14 protein-coding genes are annotated in these 15,098 nt (G+C 55.5%); 4 read left to right on the top strand and 10 right to left on the bottom strand.

Annotated features, from left to right (window positions below):
- Positions 1–39 precede the first annotated feature (39 nt).
- Positions 40–465, bottom strand: coding sequence for a universal stress protein (locus KOE80_RS06515; RefSeq protein WP_226348665.1), 426 nt, complete (start codon positions 463–465; stop codon positions 40–42).
- 251 nt (positions 466–716) lie between these two features.
- On the opposite strand from KOE80_RS06515, the gene KOE80_RS06520 reads away from it, so the two are divergent.
- Positions 717–1,055, top strand: a complete 339-nt coding sequence (locus tag KOE80_RS06520) for a c-type cytochrome (protein WP_226348666.1) — start codon at positions 717–719, stop codon at positions 1,053–1,055.
- 48 nt (positions 1,056–1,103) lie between these two features.
- Here KOE80_RS06520 and KOE80_RS06525 read toward each other — a convergent pair whose 3' ends face one another.
- The 8 genes from KOE80_RS06525 to KOE80_RS06560 all read right to left on the bottom strand — a co-directional run bounded on the left by KOE80_RS06525 (position 1,104) and on the right by KOE80_RS06560 (position 9,519).
- Positions 1,104–1,991: an AraC family transcriptional regulator gene (locus tag KOE80_RS06525; protein WP_226348667.1), complete on the bottom strand. Its 888-nt coding sequence runs from the start codon at positions 1,989–1,991 to the stop codon at positions 1,104–1,106.
- Between the two features lie 147 nt (positions 1,992–2,138).
- Entirely contained in the window at positions 2,139–2,912 is a 774-nt protein-coding gene (locus tag KOE80_RS06530) for an aldolase (protein WP_226348668.1), read from the bottom strand.
- Positions 2,913–2,986: 74 nt separating this feature from the next.
- Positions 2,987–3,388 carry a RidA family protein gene (locus tag KOE80_RS06535; protein WP_035271572.1) on the bottom strand — a complete coding sequence of 134 codons (402 nt, stop codon included), beginning with the start codon at positions 3,386–3,388 and terminating at the stop codon, positions 2,987–2,989.
- Positions 3,366–4,844, bottom strand: a complete 1,479-nt coding sequence (locus tag KOE80_RS06540; protein ID WP_226348669.1) for an aldehyde dehydrogenase family protein — start codon at positions 4,842–4,844, stop codon at positions 3,366–3,368. The genes KOE80_RS06535 and KOE80_RS06540 overlap by 23 nt, the downstream gene beginning before the upstream one ends.
- A complete protein-coding gene (locus tag KOE80_RS06545) occupies positions 4,837–6,360 on the bottom strand; it encodes an FAD-dependent monooxygenase (protein ID WP_226348670.1) in 1,524 nt (507 codons plus the stop codon). Before KOE80_RS06545 ends, KOE80_RS06540 begins: the two co-directional genes overlap by 8 nt.
- A gap of 157 nt (positions 6,361–6,517) precedes the next feature.
- Entirely contained in the window at positions 6,518–7,735 is a 1,218-nt protein-coding gene (locus tag KOE80_RS06550) for a cyanate transporter (RefSeq protein ID WP_226348671.1), read from the bottom strand.
- 51 nt (positions 7,736–7,786) lie between these two features.
- Complete coding sequence (locus KOE80_RS06555; RefSeq protein ID WP_226348672.1) at positions 7,787–8,461, bottom strand: ankyrin repeat domain-containing protein; 675 nt, start codon at positions 8,459–8,461, stop codon at positions 7,787–7,789.
- A gap of 104 nt (positions 8,462–8,565) precedes the next feature.
- On the bottom strand, positions 8,566–9,519 hold the full coding sequence (locus tag KOE80_RS06560) for a LysR family transcriptional regulator (protein ID WP_226348673.1): 954 nt from the start codon (positions 9,517–9,519) through the stop codon (positions 8,566–8,568).
- 139 nt (positions 9,520–9,658) lie between these two features.
- Between KOE80_RS06560 and KOE80_RS06565 the strand changes: the two genes are divergently transcribed.
- From KOE80_RS06565 to KOE80_RS06580, 3 genes are all read left to right on the top strand, one after another.
- The gene (locus tag KOE80_RS06565) at positions 9,659–9,976 is read left to right on the top strand and encodes a DUF4148 domain-containing protein (protein ID WP_226348674.1); all 318 of its coding nucleotides are present in this window, start codon (positions 9,659–9,661) and stop codon (positions 9,974–9,976) included.
- A gap of 138 nt (positions 9,977–10,114) precedes the next feature.
- Entirely contained in the window at positions 10,115–12,577 is a 2,463-nt protein-coding gene (locus KOE80_RS06570; protein ID WP_226348675.1) for a heavy metal translocating P-type ATPase, read from the top strand.
- A gap of 77 nt (positions 12,578–12,654) precedes the next feature.
- The gene (locus tag KOE80_RS06580; RefSeq protein WP_319002381.1) at positions 12,655–13,635 is read left to right on the top strand and encodes a LysR family transcriptional regulator; all 981 of its coding nucleotides are present in this window, start codon (positions 12,655–12,657) and stop codon (positions 13,633–13,635) included.
- 23 nt (positions 13,636–13,658) lie between these two features.
- Here KOE80_RS06580 and KOE80_RS06585 read toward each other — a convergent pair whose 3' ends face one another.
- Entirely contained in the window at positions 13,659–15,068 is a 1,410-nt protein-coding gene (locus KOE80_RS06585; protein WP_226348676.1) for an aspartate ammonia-lyase, read from the bottom strand.
- Positions 15,069–15,098: the final 30 nt, after the last annotated feature.

The following is a 15,098-nucleotide window of genomic DNA, read 5'->3' on the forward strand; positions in this document are numbered from 1 at the left end:
TCTCAAGGACGGCCTGTACAGACTGAACAGTCAGCTCAATTACTTGATCAAGGTTACTGGCACATTCACCAGGCTCAGCACCTTGGTCGTGACCGAACCCAGAACCAGGCCGGGCAGGGCGCTCAGGCCGCGCGTACCCATCACAATGTGATCGATCTGGTTCTTCTCTACATAGTCTTTGATCGTTTGGGCAGCATTACCGGCAATAATGCTTTCCTTGATTTTCAGGGGAGAACCGGCCAGCACGGAACGAGCAGGCAAGAGCGCATTGCTGCCTTCATCTTGGTAGTAAGCCTGTAGCACATCATCCGAGAAAAAGCGTTTGACGTTGCCCGACACGATCGGTGTAGGAACAGCCAGCACGTGCAAAGTGGCTTCTGGTTTGCCCGTTAGGATGTCAACCGCTGTTTTCAAAGCACGTGTGGAAGCATCAGACCCATCGACAGGAACGAGAACATTAAGCATGAAGACCTCTTGTAGTGTGTGAACTGTTTAAGTATGAAGCACTAACTTCTACTAGGACATTACAGAATAAGCGCGCGGACCAGCTTGATCAGCATCAAGACCCACCGCTATTTGTGAAAGGCTGTTCTATCATAACCGTATGATCACGATGTGGATGCCATATCGTCCCGTTTATGTGCGGAAAAATGCAAGCGCAGCACCCACTCCACACTCCCGTTTCTTGCGCCCGTTTTACTTAGGAGATCCCCCTCATGAGCTTGAAGCAGCTACTGGTCTGTACGGCCTTGTTCAGTGCCGGTTTCAGTGCCCAGGCGGCCGAGGCCAGCTTTGACTCGGTCAAGGATGTGCTGACCAGAAATGCTTGTCTGTCCTGTCACACCGTAGACAGAAAAGTAGTCGGTCCCGCGTACAAGGATATTGCAGCCATGCGCAAGGATGATCCAGCCAACGCTGAAGTGATTGCCGGGCATATCCGTCAAGGCAGCAAGGGGGTTTACGGCCCTTTGCCCATGCCCGCGAACCCGGCCATTTCCGATGCGGACATCAAGGCGGTGGTGGACTGGATCATGGCGGGTGCCCCAACAGAATAAACAGGGCGAGCGGCATCCTGAAGCACGGTCATCTGAGGATGGCCGTTTTTATTGGCCGCTTGTATCCACCATCGGGACATGAATTTTTGCAAAGACATCCTCAATACGCCCATCCATATGGATACAGGGCTGTTCCTTTGACTCAAGCGGCAAGGTTTGGGTCTGGGCAAAAAAGCGGGCAGGGGTCGTGCCTACCGTACGACGAAACATGGTGATAAAGGCACTTAAACTTTCGTAGCCCAAATCCTGAGCTGTCATCGTCACCGAGGTTCCATTCGCCAGTTTCTGCAAGGCAATAGAACTATCCCAATGTTGCAGCCAGCGGCCAAAAGACATGCCGGTTTCGCGCAAGAACAGGCGCCCCAAGGTACGAGTACTGACCCCAACCAGGGCCCCCCATTGCTCCATGCTCAATTTCAACCCTGGACTTTGCGCTAACTGATCAATCAAGCGTTTCAAACGACGATCACTAGGCATAGGCAAGTGCAGAGATTTTTTGGGGCTCAGAGCCAGCTCATCCATCAGTACCGCGACCAATCGCGTATGGCGCAGCTCGTTCTCCGGCGCTGGGTTGGAGGACGACAGCAATCTCAGAATCAGCTCTCGCAACAGGGGTCGTGTAAACAGAACCTCGCAAGCCTCCAGATTGGCAGGGGGCTGAGCCTCAATGTACAGATTCGCCACACTGGCTTGCTGGGTCGCCCGGGCAAAATGCATCACGCCAGCGGGTATCCAAATCGCACACTGAGGGGGCACAGCCCATAGCCCTTGCTCTGTCTGCACCGACATCAATCCTTTCAGAACATACAGCAGCTGGTTCTTGCGATGTTTATGCGGCTCGGTATCGCCAACAAAGCTCAGCTCTACCTGCAAGCCCGTCACAGGTAAAGCAACCTGGTCCAGGTAATCCTGGACGGTAACAATGGCATCTTTCATTCAAGGGTCGCAGGCGTGCTTGAAACAGCTGAAGCTACGCCCTTTTAAAAGCCGAAAAAAATACCGTAACACAGCGCTGGGCTGCAAAATTGCGGCTAACAGCCAGTTTCTATCGCATTCCGGCCAAAATAACGTCGAATCTAGTGCCTACAAGAGCACGCCGTCGTCTGCCCGTAGCACGCGCCGCGCAAAGTTCGCAAAACTCAGTGCCAGCACCTTGGGTTTAAGCAAGAAATCCCGAGACTCTCGTGCCAGATCCGGCTTAATGTGCCTGATGGTACCCATAGCTCTGGCATTCAATTGCATTTGTGCCGCGTGCTCCATCCACACCGCTAACAGACACGCTTCCTCAATACTGCGTCCAGCCGTCAACAAACCATGGTGGGCCAGCAAAATGGCATGTCGGTCGCCCATTGCTTGCGAAATGATCTGCCCCTCTTCATCACCAATGGGCAAGCCAGGCCAATCCGGAAGAAACGCGCAGTTTTCGAAAAGAGGAGTGGCGTCCATATGAGCCACGGCCAATGGCTCTCCCGTCATGGATAAGGCAGCACAGGCCGGCGGATGTGTATGGACAATCGCTTGAACATCAGGGCGATTGGCATAAATCCAGGCATGAAAACGTACCCCAGGATTGGGCATGGCACTCCGTCCCCGAGGCTGTAGCTGTTGATCGACTTGCACCAAGGAACTGGCACAAGCTTCGTCAAAGCCAATTCCAAAACCCAGCGTCAACATATCCGTGCTATCCGGTGACATGCGAGCCGTAATTTGCCCGGCCAAACCACGCCAATGCCCCTCTTCAAAAAGAATACGACACGCCAGGGCCAACTTCTCCCGTTGAGTCCAAGAGCCGGTATTCAACTCTCCCATTTCTTGGTTCACTTGGGCGGCAATCTGATTTTTCTCTTGAGTTTTCATAGTCCATATCTTGTTGTACAGGCCAAAATCGCAGGACGGCTACCAGTGACAGGCAGCCGGTCAAACCATGCACCTTAAATCGTTGCCACTACCTGAACTTCCACCAAGAACCCTTCGGCAAACAGCGACTGCACGCCCACAAGCGTGCTGGTTGGCGGGATGGAGCCTGCCGGCCTTGCCTGAGTCAAGGCTTGAACCAACTGTGCTGTATGTTCAGTGCAATCACCAACGATATAGATCGTCTCGCTGATCACCTCGGAACGGCAGGTGCCTGCAGCCTGGAGCACGATGTCGATATTGCTGTAGGCACGCTCGAACTGGGCAAACAGATCACCAGCTACCAAATGGCCATTTTCATCCCAGGATAGCTGTCCCGAGGTATAGACCAAACCGGCCTTATTCAGAACAATACCGTGAGACACCACCCCAGGCAGCTTGGGCAAATTGTCAGGGTTAATGGCTTGTTTGTTCTGCATTCATATTCTCCTTTAGCGAGTCTTGGGCTGCTGAGCTCAGGCCCGGATTGATATTGATAACCTTGGCTTGGGTAAACTCCAGCAGCCCCTCCGCGCCCAATTCAATGCCAAAGCCGGACTGTTTACTGCCGCACTGAGGGATATGCGGCCCCAAGTCAATGTGCTGATTGATCCAAACCGTACCCGCTTGCAACTGATCGGCCACCACTCTGGCTCGCTCCAGATCGGACGCCCATACCGAGGCGCCCAGGCCATAAGGGCTGCGATTAGCCATGGCAATCGCTTGCTCCACGTTGCTGTAGCGAATGACAGGCAAGACCGGGCCAAACTGCTCCTCATCCACCAGACGAGTACCGTCTTCAATATCCAGCACCAGAGTAGGGGGCAGAAAATAACCGGCCCCCTCTGGCACCGTACCCGCACTTAGAACCCGCCCATGCTGTCGGGCGTCCTCCAGGAGGGATTTCACCTTCTGAAACTGCTGCTGGTTCTGCAAGGGGCCCAGCGTTGTCTGTGAATCCAGACCATCTCCCAGTACCAGGCGCTGACAATGACTCCATAGCTCATGACTCAAGGCTTCGTAAAGCGAATCAGGAACATAGAGACGTTTCAAGGCGATGCAGGCCTGCCCACTGTTAAAAAAAGCGGCTCGCACAATACCGGGGGCGATCTGCTTCGGGTCCGCATCATCAAGCACAATCCCGGGGTCATTGCCTCCTAGTTCCAAGGTCAAGCGTTTCAAGGATTTGGCTGCATTAGCCATGACCTTGTAGCCAGTTGCGGTAGAGCCCGTAAAAGAAATCTTGGCGACCAGAGGGTGACTGCTCAGCGCATCACCCAGATCGTTATGATCCGTGACGATGTTCACAACCCCCGCAGGCAAGGCATCGACAATAAGCTCACCCAGTTTCAAGGTGGTCAGCGGCGTGGTCGCCGGCGGTTTGATAACCACCGTATTACCCGCCAACAAGGCGTGAGGCACTTTGAAGGCCAACAGCATCAAGGGGAAATTCCAGGGCGTAATCACGGCCACTACACCCAAAGGCTGGCGTTGCAGATAAGCGTGTCTGGTCGTGCTCTCTTCCAAGGTCTGCGTCTCTATGCGGCACTGAGCGACATACCGAAAAAACGCGATAGTGCCTTGCACTTCAGCCTGAGCATCCCGCAAGGGTTTGCCTTGCTCTTGGGTCAGGAGATGCGCCAATTCCAGGCAGTGTTCCTCAATAAGATCGGCAATCCTCAAAATCCGGGCGCGCCGTGTCTGCATCGTGGTTCGGGACCAAGCAGGAAAACTGCGGCTAGCCGCGTTGATCGCCTGTTCCATTTGCCGGAGCGAAGCACGTGGACTATGAGCAAAGGACTGACCCGTACTGGGGTTGATGACAGCCATGGTTTGTTCGCCGTCCACCAAAGCACCGTCAATCAACATTCTGAACGTGGATGTTTGACTATTCATCGGCCAGCCTCTCGGTGGTTTCCAGCGCATGAGACGCAGTCTGAAAAGGCGTTAAAGCGTGTCGCATTGCCGAACGCAGGCGAGTGGCGTCTTGCTCATTGCTGGCCCAGGCGATATAGCCATCAGGCCGAATCAACACAGCAGTCACGTGCTCCCAACCCTCACTGCGAACGTCCAGTGAGCTCCGGTACAACACAGCCTGCAGGCCCTCCGGACATTCCAGCTCGTCGTCGTCGTGCCCACTCACCTCCAGCATCACGTAGTGCCCCTGTTCCAGAAGGCCAAAAAGACTTTGTCCGCCAACCAGATCCTGATCCGCTGCACGCCGTCCCACCAAGGCATGGTCACCCGGCACGGTTGATGGATACAGCACACTCAGGCCAGACAGCCTCTCGGCCAATGTTTTCTCCAAGGCAGGGGACTGCTTGATGAGCTTGTTCAAAAAGGAACGTAATTCCATACCCTCAACAGAGAAACAGCTCATCAAGGCAGTCTGTGCCTGAGTGTGCTCCAGCAAATCCTGGCCAACGGGATAACGCTCCTGATGGTAGCTATCAAGCAAAGAGTGCGGCATCCACCCATTGATCACGGCGGCCAGCTTCCAGCCCAGATTCATGGCATCCTGAATCCCGATGTTCAAACCCACCCCCCCGGCTGGCATATGCTGGTGTGCGGCGTCACCCGCCAGAAAAACGCGATTTTTACGGTAGTTTTCGGCCTGGCGGCTGGTATTGCTATAGCGAGACAGCCAGGAGGGACTGTGCAATCCAAAATCTGTCCCAAATACGGCTCGGACTTTTTCGCGGAGTTCTTCCAAAGGCAAGTCACCTGGCCATGGACGATTCACATCGTCTGGCGACAGCCCCACCAAACGGTGCTGACCGTCAGGCAACTTCGCCACCATGGCCGTACCATTCAAGCCCCACTCACCGATCATGACGCCTTCAGGCGGATCGGTCAGCGTCGCATCTCCCAGCCACCCCAACACCGTGGCGTCTGTTCCTGGAAACGCAATCCCAGCCTGTTGACGTACCGTGCTGCGGGTTCCATCGCAACCCACCAGCCATTGCGCGGTGGCGACGTATTGCTCTTGATCGCTGTTTTCAATCCAGACCGACACCCCCTCCTGGTTCTGCTCAAAGCGGCACACTTTTTCGGATCGGCGGATGTCAGCGCCGAGGGAGCGGGCACGCTCCTGCAAAATAGCGGTAATGCGCGCCTGGGGAATAGCCAGCGTATAGTCAAAGCGAGTGTCCAACTGCTTGAAGTCCAGACGATGCTCAAAGACGGCAAAATGTCCGCTAGGAATACGCACCGCCTGCGCCAGCATCTCGTGGTGTGCGCCACGCATGGCAAAGACTTCAATGGTTCGCGGATGAATCGTCAGAGCCCGTGATTGAGGGCTGATGGTGGCCGTCTGTTCAATCAGCAAGGTCTGCACACCTGCAAGCTGTAACTCGCAGGCCAGCCAGCAGCCAACCGGGCCGGCGCCCGAAATAATGACTTGATGTTCCACTGATGTCTCCTCGTTTTTTATGTAATCGTGGAGACATCATTGTTGAGGAAAGGCTGTCCGTCGGGATGCGCGTAACGGACGAGTTCTAGCCTGAAACGGCCAAAAAAAACCTGGCTTGTCACAAAGCCAGGCTATTTCTACCGATACGAGCTGCTACTCAGGATGCCTCATTTCGCTTCATCTTTTGGGCGTATCGCGCAGGCTGAAAGCTCCAGGCCATGATGGCCACCAATACCGCCATTGCCGCATGCAACATCCAGCCTGCCTGAAAGCCATTACTCATTTCACGCAAGTGCACGCTGATCATGGGAAAGAGGGCGGCAATCGGAAAGCCACCGCCTTGCATCAAGGCACTCAACGTCCCGGCACGGGCTGCATCCGGAAAGTGGTCCAGAGCCACCAACAGCAGCAAGGAAAAGCAGCCCCCCAAGCCGATGCCGATAATAATCGCCCACAGATAGGGGGCCATATCGGGAATATAGGCAAAGGCCAGGAAGCCCACGAGCTGACACGCCAGCGCCAGCCACACCCACATGCGGCGATCCTTATTTTTGGCCGCCAAGGTAGGCAGGCCAAAGGCGGCAATGGCTTGTGCCACCGATAGGACCGCCACCAGGCTACCGCTGGCTTCTGCCGTCCAGCCTCGATCTTGATAAAACGTTGCCAGCCAGGTCACCAAAGAGGCATAGCCGCCGTTGATCAGGCCGAAGCACACAATCAAGGTCCAGGTGCGAGGACGCGCCAGCAAGGACAAGGAGGGCGGCGACAGATTCGCACCCGGTGCCTCGCGCGGGACCACTTTCCAGGCAATCCACAAGGCTACGCTGATCGGCAAGGCCCAGAAAGCCAGGGCGATACGCCAGCTGTCCGTCAAGGAGCTGACCCAGGGCGTAATCTGCGCGCCCAAGGCACCGCCACCCATCAAGGTCGCGGAGTAAACCCCGGTGACCTGGGCAATATGGCGCGGAAACTGTTCCTTGATCAAACCGGGCATCCCAGCTTGCAGCAAGGACACGCCCAAACCACAAATCAGCGCTGTTGCAATCAGGCTTGCTCCATTAGGCACAAACCAGCGCAGCACACAGCCCAGGCACAGCAAGAGAAGGGAAGTAATCAGCACATGGCGCAGTGCCAGAACGCGCCGCAAAGAGGGCATGCAGAAAGCCCCCAGGCCCATCACCATCATGGGTAACAAGGTTAGCCAGGCCAGGCTGCTCAGGGGCATGTTCAAACCCTGGGCCACCTGTCGTGCCAAGGTGCCACTGGAAGTCAGAAAAGGGCGCAGGTTCAAGCCGACCAGAATGACGAAAGCCAGCCACAAAGCTGGGCTGGCTTGAACACCCGTCGACGACGGAGCAGTCTGAGTAGAAGACATAAAACCGTTATTGTTGTGATTAAAAAAACGCAGCAGCCAAGCCGGCTAGGCTTATGGATTTGCTCCGGCCTGTTCCAGAATCTCGGCCATCTCAGTCTGGCTGCGCTGTCGAGCCAGACTCAAGGGACGCACTCCCTGACGATCCGGCAAATTCACATCCGCTCCGGCCTTGATCAGCAAACGCAGCACTTCCTGATGTTCCGGCCCGCCATCAGAGAGCACAATCGCCTCGTGCAAGGCCGTCCAGCCCAGGTAATTCACATGATTGGGATCGACCCCCGCCGTCAGCAAAAGGCGTACAACATCGACATAACCATGTTCAGCAGCCGGAATCAGCGCCGTACCACCATAGCGGTTCACGCTACGCAGATCGGCTCCGTTCTCCAGAGTCATGCGCAGGATTTCCAGACGACCTTGTGCACCCGCGACCAAGTATGGGCTGTCGTGAATGGAGTCGGACTGGTTCACATCCGCACCCGCGCGTATCAACTGCCGGGCAATATCAATATGGTTCAACCAGGTCGCGCGCAGCAAGGGGCTTTGCCCTTGATCGTCGCTAACACTGACGCTGCCGCGAGCCCGTTTTTCTGACAGAATTTCGCGCACCTTGGCGCTATCGCCTTGCTCTACCGCTTCCAGCAATACGGTTTGCGAGTACACGCTGCCACTTCCCAAGGCCAAACTCATCACCATTCCAGCCAGCAAGCTTTGCAGTACTACTTTCATGCGCTTCCCCCCGGTCATGGCATTGGCCCCACAGGACCAAACATTTATAAATAGCATAGATAGGCCTTGGGCAACACCGATTCATAAGCATACTGCTTATTTTCTTACGGATAAGCTTGACCGGCTGTGGCTACATCCAGTTCGGGCTGAGACATCAATCTATCCAGCTCGCTACGCAGATAATTAAGGAACACGCGAGTCTTTTGCGGCATCAGACGCGAGGGGAGCAAAGCCAGAATAGGGAAGGGCGCAAACTCCCAATCCGGCAAGACACGCTCCAGGTGTGCGCAATCCGGATCCAATTTTCGTTCCAGCAAGGAAGAGGCGGTAATACCCAGGTCATGCACGGCCAGTTTGCGCATCATGATGGCGTTATTGACGGTAATGGGACCTTCCACAATCGCGTCATAGCGCTCCTGATTCGGACCACGCAAGGACCAGACTCGATCCGAGCTGGCGGGGCGGGCACAAATACAAGTATGACCTGCCAGTTCAGAAGGATGCTTGGGTCGCCCTTTGCGGTCCAGATAGTTGCGGGTGGCATACAGCCCCAGACGAATCTGTCCTAACATGGTGGCCACCGCGCTGGAGTCAGGCTGGGCACCCACACGGATAACGCAATCGTAGTTGTCGGCCTGCAAATCAATAGGCCGTATGGTCAGGTCAAACTCCAGCTCAATATCCGGGTACTGTTGATTAAAGCCTCGGATAATGGCGGGCATCAGCACAATGCTGAAACTGGCAGGCATGGAAACCCGCAAACGTCCTTTGGGGGTCTGAGCCACATCCAGCAATTGCTCATGAGCCAGACGAGCCTGTTCGACGACAGCTAGGCAGCGCTCGAAATACACTTGTCCCGCGTCGGTCACATCCACATTGCGCGTGCTGCGTTTAAGCAAAGCCACACCCACTTCTTTTTCCAGTTCACGAATACGGCGCGACACGGTGGAGACGGGCATCCCCAGAGCCTGAGCGGCACGGCTAAAGTGGCGGGCACGAGCCACTTCCACGAAGATCGCGATGTCGTTGAGCAGGGGGCCAGCGATAATGGTACTCATTTGAATTGTTCCATGAATGGAAATACGTTTGCAATATTAAGGGTTTTTACTAGGTTTAGAAAGGCTCATACTCCATCTAACGACTCGCTAAACACAACAGCGAACCACCGAAAAACACACCGTAGATTTGGAGTAAATAATGAAAAACATCGCACGCGCAACTATCGCCAGCCTGATTCTTGGTGCTACCGCTTTGAGCGGCACTGCCATGGCAGCCACCAACAATGTCGCTACCGGCGAAAACCTGAACTACCCAGCAATTGAATCGACCAACGCTCCTTTGAGTCGTCAGCAAGTGGTTCAGGAACTGGCTGCTGCTCAAGAGCAAGGCTACATCAGCACAGGTTCGATGGGCGACTACCCACGTATCGACACCCGCTCCGAACTGAGCCGCGATCAGGTTGCAGCAGAAGCCAAAGACTGGAACAACAACAACGGCACCTTTGTTGCTTACTAAGCTGCTGATTGATCCCTCATTAGTCGTAGTTCCCCCTTGAAACGCCTCTTCGGAGGCGTTTTTTTATCAACTGTTGACCTTCCCATCGGGTCAAGCCCTAAAGTGGCTTCATTGACGATCCATTGAAGGGTGATTTCGATGACAAGCAGCGCTTCAAACAAGAGCTCACGCCTGACTTTAGATGTGGAAGGCATGACATGTGCTTCCTGCGTCAGTCGGGTTGAAAAGATTATTGGCAAAGTCCCCGGTGTGCAATCGGCCCAGGTAAATCTAGCCACCAACAAGGCCACCGTGGAATTTGAGGGTGCCGCCCCGGTCGACGCCATTATGCAGGCAGTGGAAAAGGGTGGTTACAAAATTTCCCAGCAAGACATTGTGCTGGACGTGCAGGACATGACCTGCGCCTCCTGCGTGGGCCGAGTTGAAAAGGCCTTGCTGAAAGTACCGGGCGTACAAAAAGCCTCGGTCAATCTGGCAACCGCCAAAGCCCATGTGCAAGTAGCGCAGGGTGTGAAAGCGCCTGAGCTGATTCAGGCGGTGAGCAAAGCCGGCTATCCCGCCAGCCTTGCCGAAGCGGCTGTCACGAATGACCAGTTCGAGCGTGCCGAACAAACCTACGAAACGCTGCGCAAGCGTTTCTGGCTGGCGACGGTGCTGGCCTTGCCCGTTTTCATTCTGGAAATGGGCGGCCATATGGTGCCTGCTTTCCATCACTGGGTGGCCAGCACCATAGGTACACAAAACAGCTGGCTGATCCAGTTCGTGCTGACCACGCTAGTCTTGCTGTTCCCAGGCCGCGAGTTCTACACCAAAGGGATTCCTGTTCTCTTGCGTGGTGGGCCCGACATGAACTCGCTGGTCGCTGTGGGCACCCTGGCAGCTTACAGCTTCTCGCTAGTGGCTACCTTTGCGCCACAGTGGCTGCCTTCCGAATCCGTCTACGTGTACTTTGAAGCCGCCGCTGTCATCGTCGCCCTGATTTTGCTGGGCCGTGTCATGGAAGCGCGCGCCAAAGGTCGTACGTCTGAAGCCATTCAACGCCTGCTCAGCCTGCAGCCGCCTACCGCTCGTGTACGTCGCGATGGTCAGGAAATTGAGCTGCCCCAGGCAGAGCTGCATACGGGCGATGTCGTGCTGGTTCGTCCCGGCGAGCGTATCCCCGTTGATGGAGATGTTCTTGCCGGTCAGAGCTATGTGGATGAATCCATGGTGACAGGCGAATCCATTGCCGTGTCCAAATCCCAGGGCGATAAAGTCATTGGTGGCACAGTGAACCAAAAAGGTTCGCTGGAATTTGAGGCTACCGCCGTGGGGCAGGACACCGTACTGGCTAATATCGTTTCCATGGTTGAGCAGGCCCAAGGCTCCAAGCTGCCTATTCAAGCCGTAGTCGACAAAATCACGCTGTGGTTTGTGCCCACCGTCATGACACTGGCCGTCTTGACCGCCATTGTCTGGCTGATTTTTGGCCCATCGCCCGCATTGAGCTTTGCACTGGTCAATGCCGTCGCTGTGCTGATTATTGCTTGCCCCTGCGCCATGGGCCTGGCCACGCCGACCTCCATCATGGTGGGGACGGGCCGAGCCGCACAGGCTGGCGTGCTGTTCCGTAAAGGGGACTCTTTGCAAGCACTGCGCGATGTAAAAGTCGTGGCCGTGGATAAAACCGGCACCCTGACCAAAGGCGCGCCCGAACTAACCGATTTTGTCTGCGTGCCCGGAGAGAACCAGGATCAGACTTTGGCAGCGATTGCCGCTCTGGAAAACTACTCCGAGCATCCGATTGCCCAAGCCATTGTCAGCGCTGCCAAGGAAAAGCAAATCACCTTGCCCAAGGCTGAGCAGTTTGAGTCCCTGACAGGCCTGGGTGTCACCGCCCAAATCGGATCTGACCAATGGCATGTGGGTGCAGACCGCCTGATGACGCAATTAGGCGCGGACCTGTCAGCCTTTACCGAGCAAGCCCAGACGCTGGCACAGGACGGTAAAACCCCTATGTACGCCGCCCGCAACAAGCAGGTCATTGCGTTGCTGGCCGTGGCTGACCCGATCAAGGAAACCACACCGCGCGCCATCGAGCAGTTGCATGCCCGGGGCATCAAGGTGGTCATGATTACCGGCGATAACCGCCACACGGCTAATGCCATAGCCCGCCGTCTCAATATTGACGAAGTGGTGGCGGAAGTCATGCCCGAAGGCAAAGTGCAAGCAGTTCAGGCCTTGCGCGATACGCATCAGCATCTGGCCTACGTCGGTGATGGCATCAACGATGCCCCCGCTCTGGCCGTGGCAGACGTAGGGATTGCGATTGGCACCGGCACGGACATTGCCATTGAAGCGGCTGATGTAGTCTTGATGTCGGGCGATATGCAAGGCGTGGTCACCGCGATTGCCTTGTCCCACGCCACCATGCGCAATATCCGTCAAAACCTGTTCTGGGCCTTTGCCTATAACGTGGCACTGATTCCAGTAGCAGCAGGCGTGCTCTATCCCTTTAACGGCACCTTGCTCTCACCCATGTTTGCCGCCGGCGCCATGGCCTTGTCCAGTGTCTTTGTGGTCAGCAATGCCTTGCGTTTGCGGCGGGTGAAGCTGAGCTAAAATCAGGGCCATGCTTATCATAAGCATGGCCCTATTTTTCCCCAACCCTCCCATTCGTGCGCCAAGCTCGCTGAACTATGCAAGAAACTCGCCCCATCGACATGCAAGCGCTGCGTATCTTTCTGACTACGGCTCAGGACTGCAATATGTCCAAGGCCGCGGAACGACTGGGTATTACCCAATCCGCCGTCTCCCAGTCCATACGCTTGCTGGAGGAGAACTTTGGGACGCCCTTACTGAACCGTTCGGCTCGGCCCTTAACCTTGACCGCTGCCGGTCTGACCTTGGTTAATAGAGGGACAACGCTTCTGAACCAGGCCATGAACCTGCGCGGCTCCGTGATTGAAGCCAGCCGTGGGATCAAGCCTAATTTACGTGTCGGACTGGTGGATTCTTTTGCCGCCAGCTGTGGCACGCCCTTGGTTCAAGAGCTACTACGTGGCACCGCGCAGTTGTCAGTACGTACTGGCCTGACGCCCAATCTGGCCGAAGCGCTGGTACGGCGGGAACTGGATCTGGTGATCTCGACCCGCACACTAGATGTGGAGGGAATGGGGAACCACTTTTTGATGTCGGAGCGATTCCTGGTCATCGCCCCCAAGGGGCTGGCTGTTCCCTGTACCAGCATGGCAGACCTAGTCACGCTATCCAAGCAACTACCATTGATTCGCTTTAACGCCCAATCTCACTTGGGCACACAAGTCGAGCGCTCCCTGCGTCAGGCTGGCATCAGCTCGGCCCGCCGCCTGGAAGTGGAAACTGCAGATACGCTGACGTCCATGGTGGCGGGGGGAATTGGCTGGGCGATCACTACACCCTTGTGTCTGCTACAAGGCGCTCGATCAGCAGGAGCATTGCATTTGGGCTTTGTACCCGAGCTCAATGCCGAGCGTCGGATGTATCTCCACGTTCGTACTGGTGAATATGGTCAGCTGGGCAAGGAAACCTTTGAGCTGGCAGCCACTGTTTTGGGGACGCACGCTCGCAATGAGCTGCATGCTATCAATCCTATTTTGCCGCAGCTAATTGAGCTGCATCCTTGGGTGGAGGCCCCCTAAGTACACTTAGGGAGCGAACACAATCAAAAAGCCGGGACCGACGCCTTCTGGATAGCCTGCACGGCCTGTTCTTTAGTCAGAACCCCGGACTCCTCCAGAATTTCCAGCAAGGGGCGCTGTTCCGCTACCGATTGACGGGCCAGCTCGCTGACCTTGGCATAGCCCAATGTGGGGACCAAAGCCGTGGCAAGTGCCATGGAACGCAGCACATGGTTTTCATTGCGAGCGCGATCCGCACAAATGCCAGCCACACACAAACCATTAAAGCGCCGAATGCCTTGGGTCAGCATATGGATGCTGTCAAAAACCCGCGAGGCCACGACCGGCTCGAAATGGTTGATTTCCAGCTCGCCATACTGCACCGCCTGCGCCACAGCCACATCGTTGCCTACAACAGCAAAACTGAGCTGAATCATAGCCATGGGCAGAACCGGATTGACCTTACCCGGCATGATGGACGAGCCGGCCTGGGCCTCTGGCAAACGCAGCTCACCCAAACCACCTGTGGGCCCGGAGGACAGCAACGTTAAATCTGCCGCGACCTTGGCCAAGGCCGTCGCGCAGGTACGCAACTCTGCTGAGACTCTGGAAAAAGTATCCATGTTCTGCATGGCATCAAACGAATTATCCGGTGCCTGGTAGCAAACGCCTGTCAGTGTCGCCAAGTGCGTATACACAGCCGCACGATATCCTTCAGGAGCCCCAAAGCCTGTACCGATTGCTGTACCGCCCAAGGGCAAGGTACACAGCTTTTGACGCACTGCCATCAATTCCGCTTGCAAGCGCTGCGCCAGGGCGGCATAACCCTCAAACACCTGCCCCAGTCGCATCGGTTGAGCGTCCTGCAAACAAGTGCGACCCAGGTGCAGAATCTCGGCAAACTCCACAGCTTTTTGGCTAAAGGTCTTACCCAATTCACCCACAGCATCAATCAAGCCCTCCAACATGTCGTACGTCGCCATTTTCTGAGCGGACGGATACGCATCATTGGTAGATTGAGAGCGATTGACGTGGTCATTCGGGTGCACCACCTCGTAAGAGCCGAGAGGCTTGCCCAGAATCTCCTGAGCTCGATTGGCAATCACCTCATTGAAGTTCATATTGGTGGAGGTTCCACCTGAGCCTTCCATCAGGTCCACAATCAGGGAATCAGCCAGTTTTCCGTTCAGCAATTCCTGACAGGCCTGCGCAATAGCATTGGCAATTTCAGGGCTGATTACACCGCAGTCCCGGTTGGCCAAAGCAGCTGCCCACTTAACCTGCGCAAAAGCCTTGATAAAAGCAGGATAGTGGCCCACGGTTTGGGTAGAGACGGACAAATTATCTTTGCCCCGTACGCTATTGACGCCGTAGTACTTGCTACAAGGAATGGAGACCTGGCCCACGTAATCATTTTCGGTACGTACTGGCTCAATGTCAGAAGATACTTCCATATTTACTCCTACGATGCTGACAAATGCTCC

Origin of the sequence: Alcaligenes sp. 13f (genome assembly GCF_020496585.1) — a bacterium.
Lineage (GTDB): Bacteria > Pseudomonadota > Gammaproteobacteria > Burkholderiales > Burkholderiaceae_B > Alcaligenes > Alcaligenes phenolicus.

What these genes read in the sequence shown, in the direction of transcription:
- KOE80_RS06515 (WP_226348665.1), bottom strand. Translation starts at nt 465, where the DNA reads ATGCTTAATGTTCTCGTTCCTGTCGATGGGTCTGATGCTTCCACACGT.
- KOE80_RS06520 (WP_226348666.1), top strand. Translation starts at nt 717, where the DNA reads ATGAGCTTGAAGCAGCTACTGGTCTGTACGGCCTTGTTCAGTGCCGGT.
- KOE80_RS06525 (WP_226348667.1), bottom strand. Translation starts at nt 1,991, where the DNA reads ATGAAAGATGCCATTGTTACCGTCCAGGATTACCTGGACCAGGTTGCT.
- KOE80_RS06530 (WP_226348668.1), bottom strand. Translation starts at nt 2,912, where the DNA reads ATGAAAACTCAAGAGAAAAATCAGATTGCCGCCCAAGTGAACCAAGAA.
- KOE80_RS06535 (WP_035271572.1), bottom strand. Translation starts at nt 3,388, where the DNA reads ATGCAGAACAAACAAGCCATTAACCCTGACAATTTGCCCAAGCTGCCT.
- KOE80_RS06540 (WP_226348669.1), bottom strand. Translation starts at nt 4,844, where the DNA reads ATGAATAGTCAAACATCCACGTTCAGAATGTTGATTGACGGTGCTTTG.
- KOE80_RS06550 (WP_226348671.1), bottom strand. Translation starts at nt 7,735, where the DNA reads ATGTCTTCTACTCAGACTGCTCCGTCGTCGACGGGTGTTCAAGCCAGC.
- KOE80_RS06555 (WP_226348672.1), bottom strand. Translation starts at nt 8,461, where the DNA reads ATGAAAGTAGTACTGCAAAGCTTGCTGGCTGGAATGGTGATGAGTTTG.
- KOE80_RS06560 (WP_226348673.1), bottom strand. Translation starts at nt 9,519, where the DNA reads ATGAGTACCATTATCGCTGGCCCCCTGCTCAACGACATCGCGATCTTC.
- KOE80_RS06565 (WP_226348674.1), top strand. Translation starts at nt 9,659, where the DNA reads ATGAAAAACATCGCACGCGCAACTATCGCCAGCCTGATTCTTGGTGCT.
- KOE80_RS06570 (WP_226348675.1), top strand. Translation starts at nt 10,115, where the DNA reads ATGACAAGCAGCGCTTCAAACAAGAGCTCACGCCTGACTTTAGATGTG.
- KOE80_RS06580 (WP_319002381.1), top strand. Translation starts at nt 12,655, where the DNA reads ATGCAAGAAACTCGCCCCATCGACATGCAAGCGCTGCGTATCTTTCTG.
- KOE80_RS06585 (WP_226348676.1), bottom strand. Translation starts at nt 15,068, where the DNA reads ATGGAAGTATCTTCTGACATTGAGCCAGTACGTACCGAAAATGATTAC.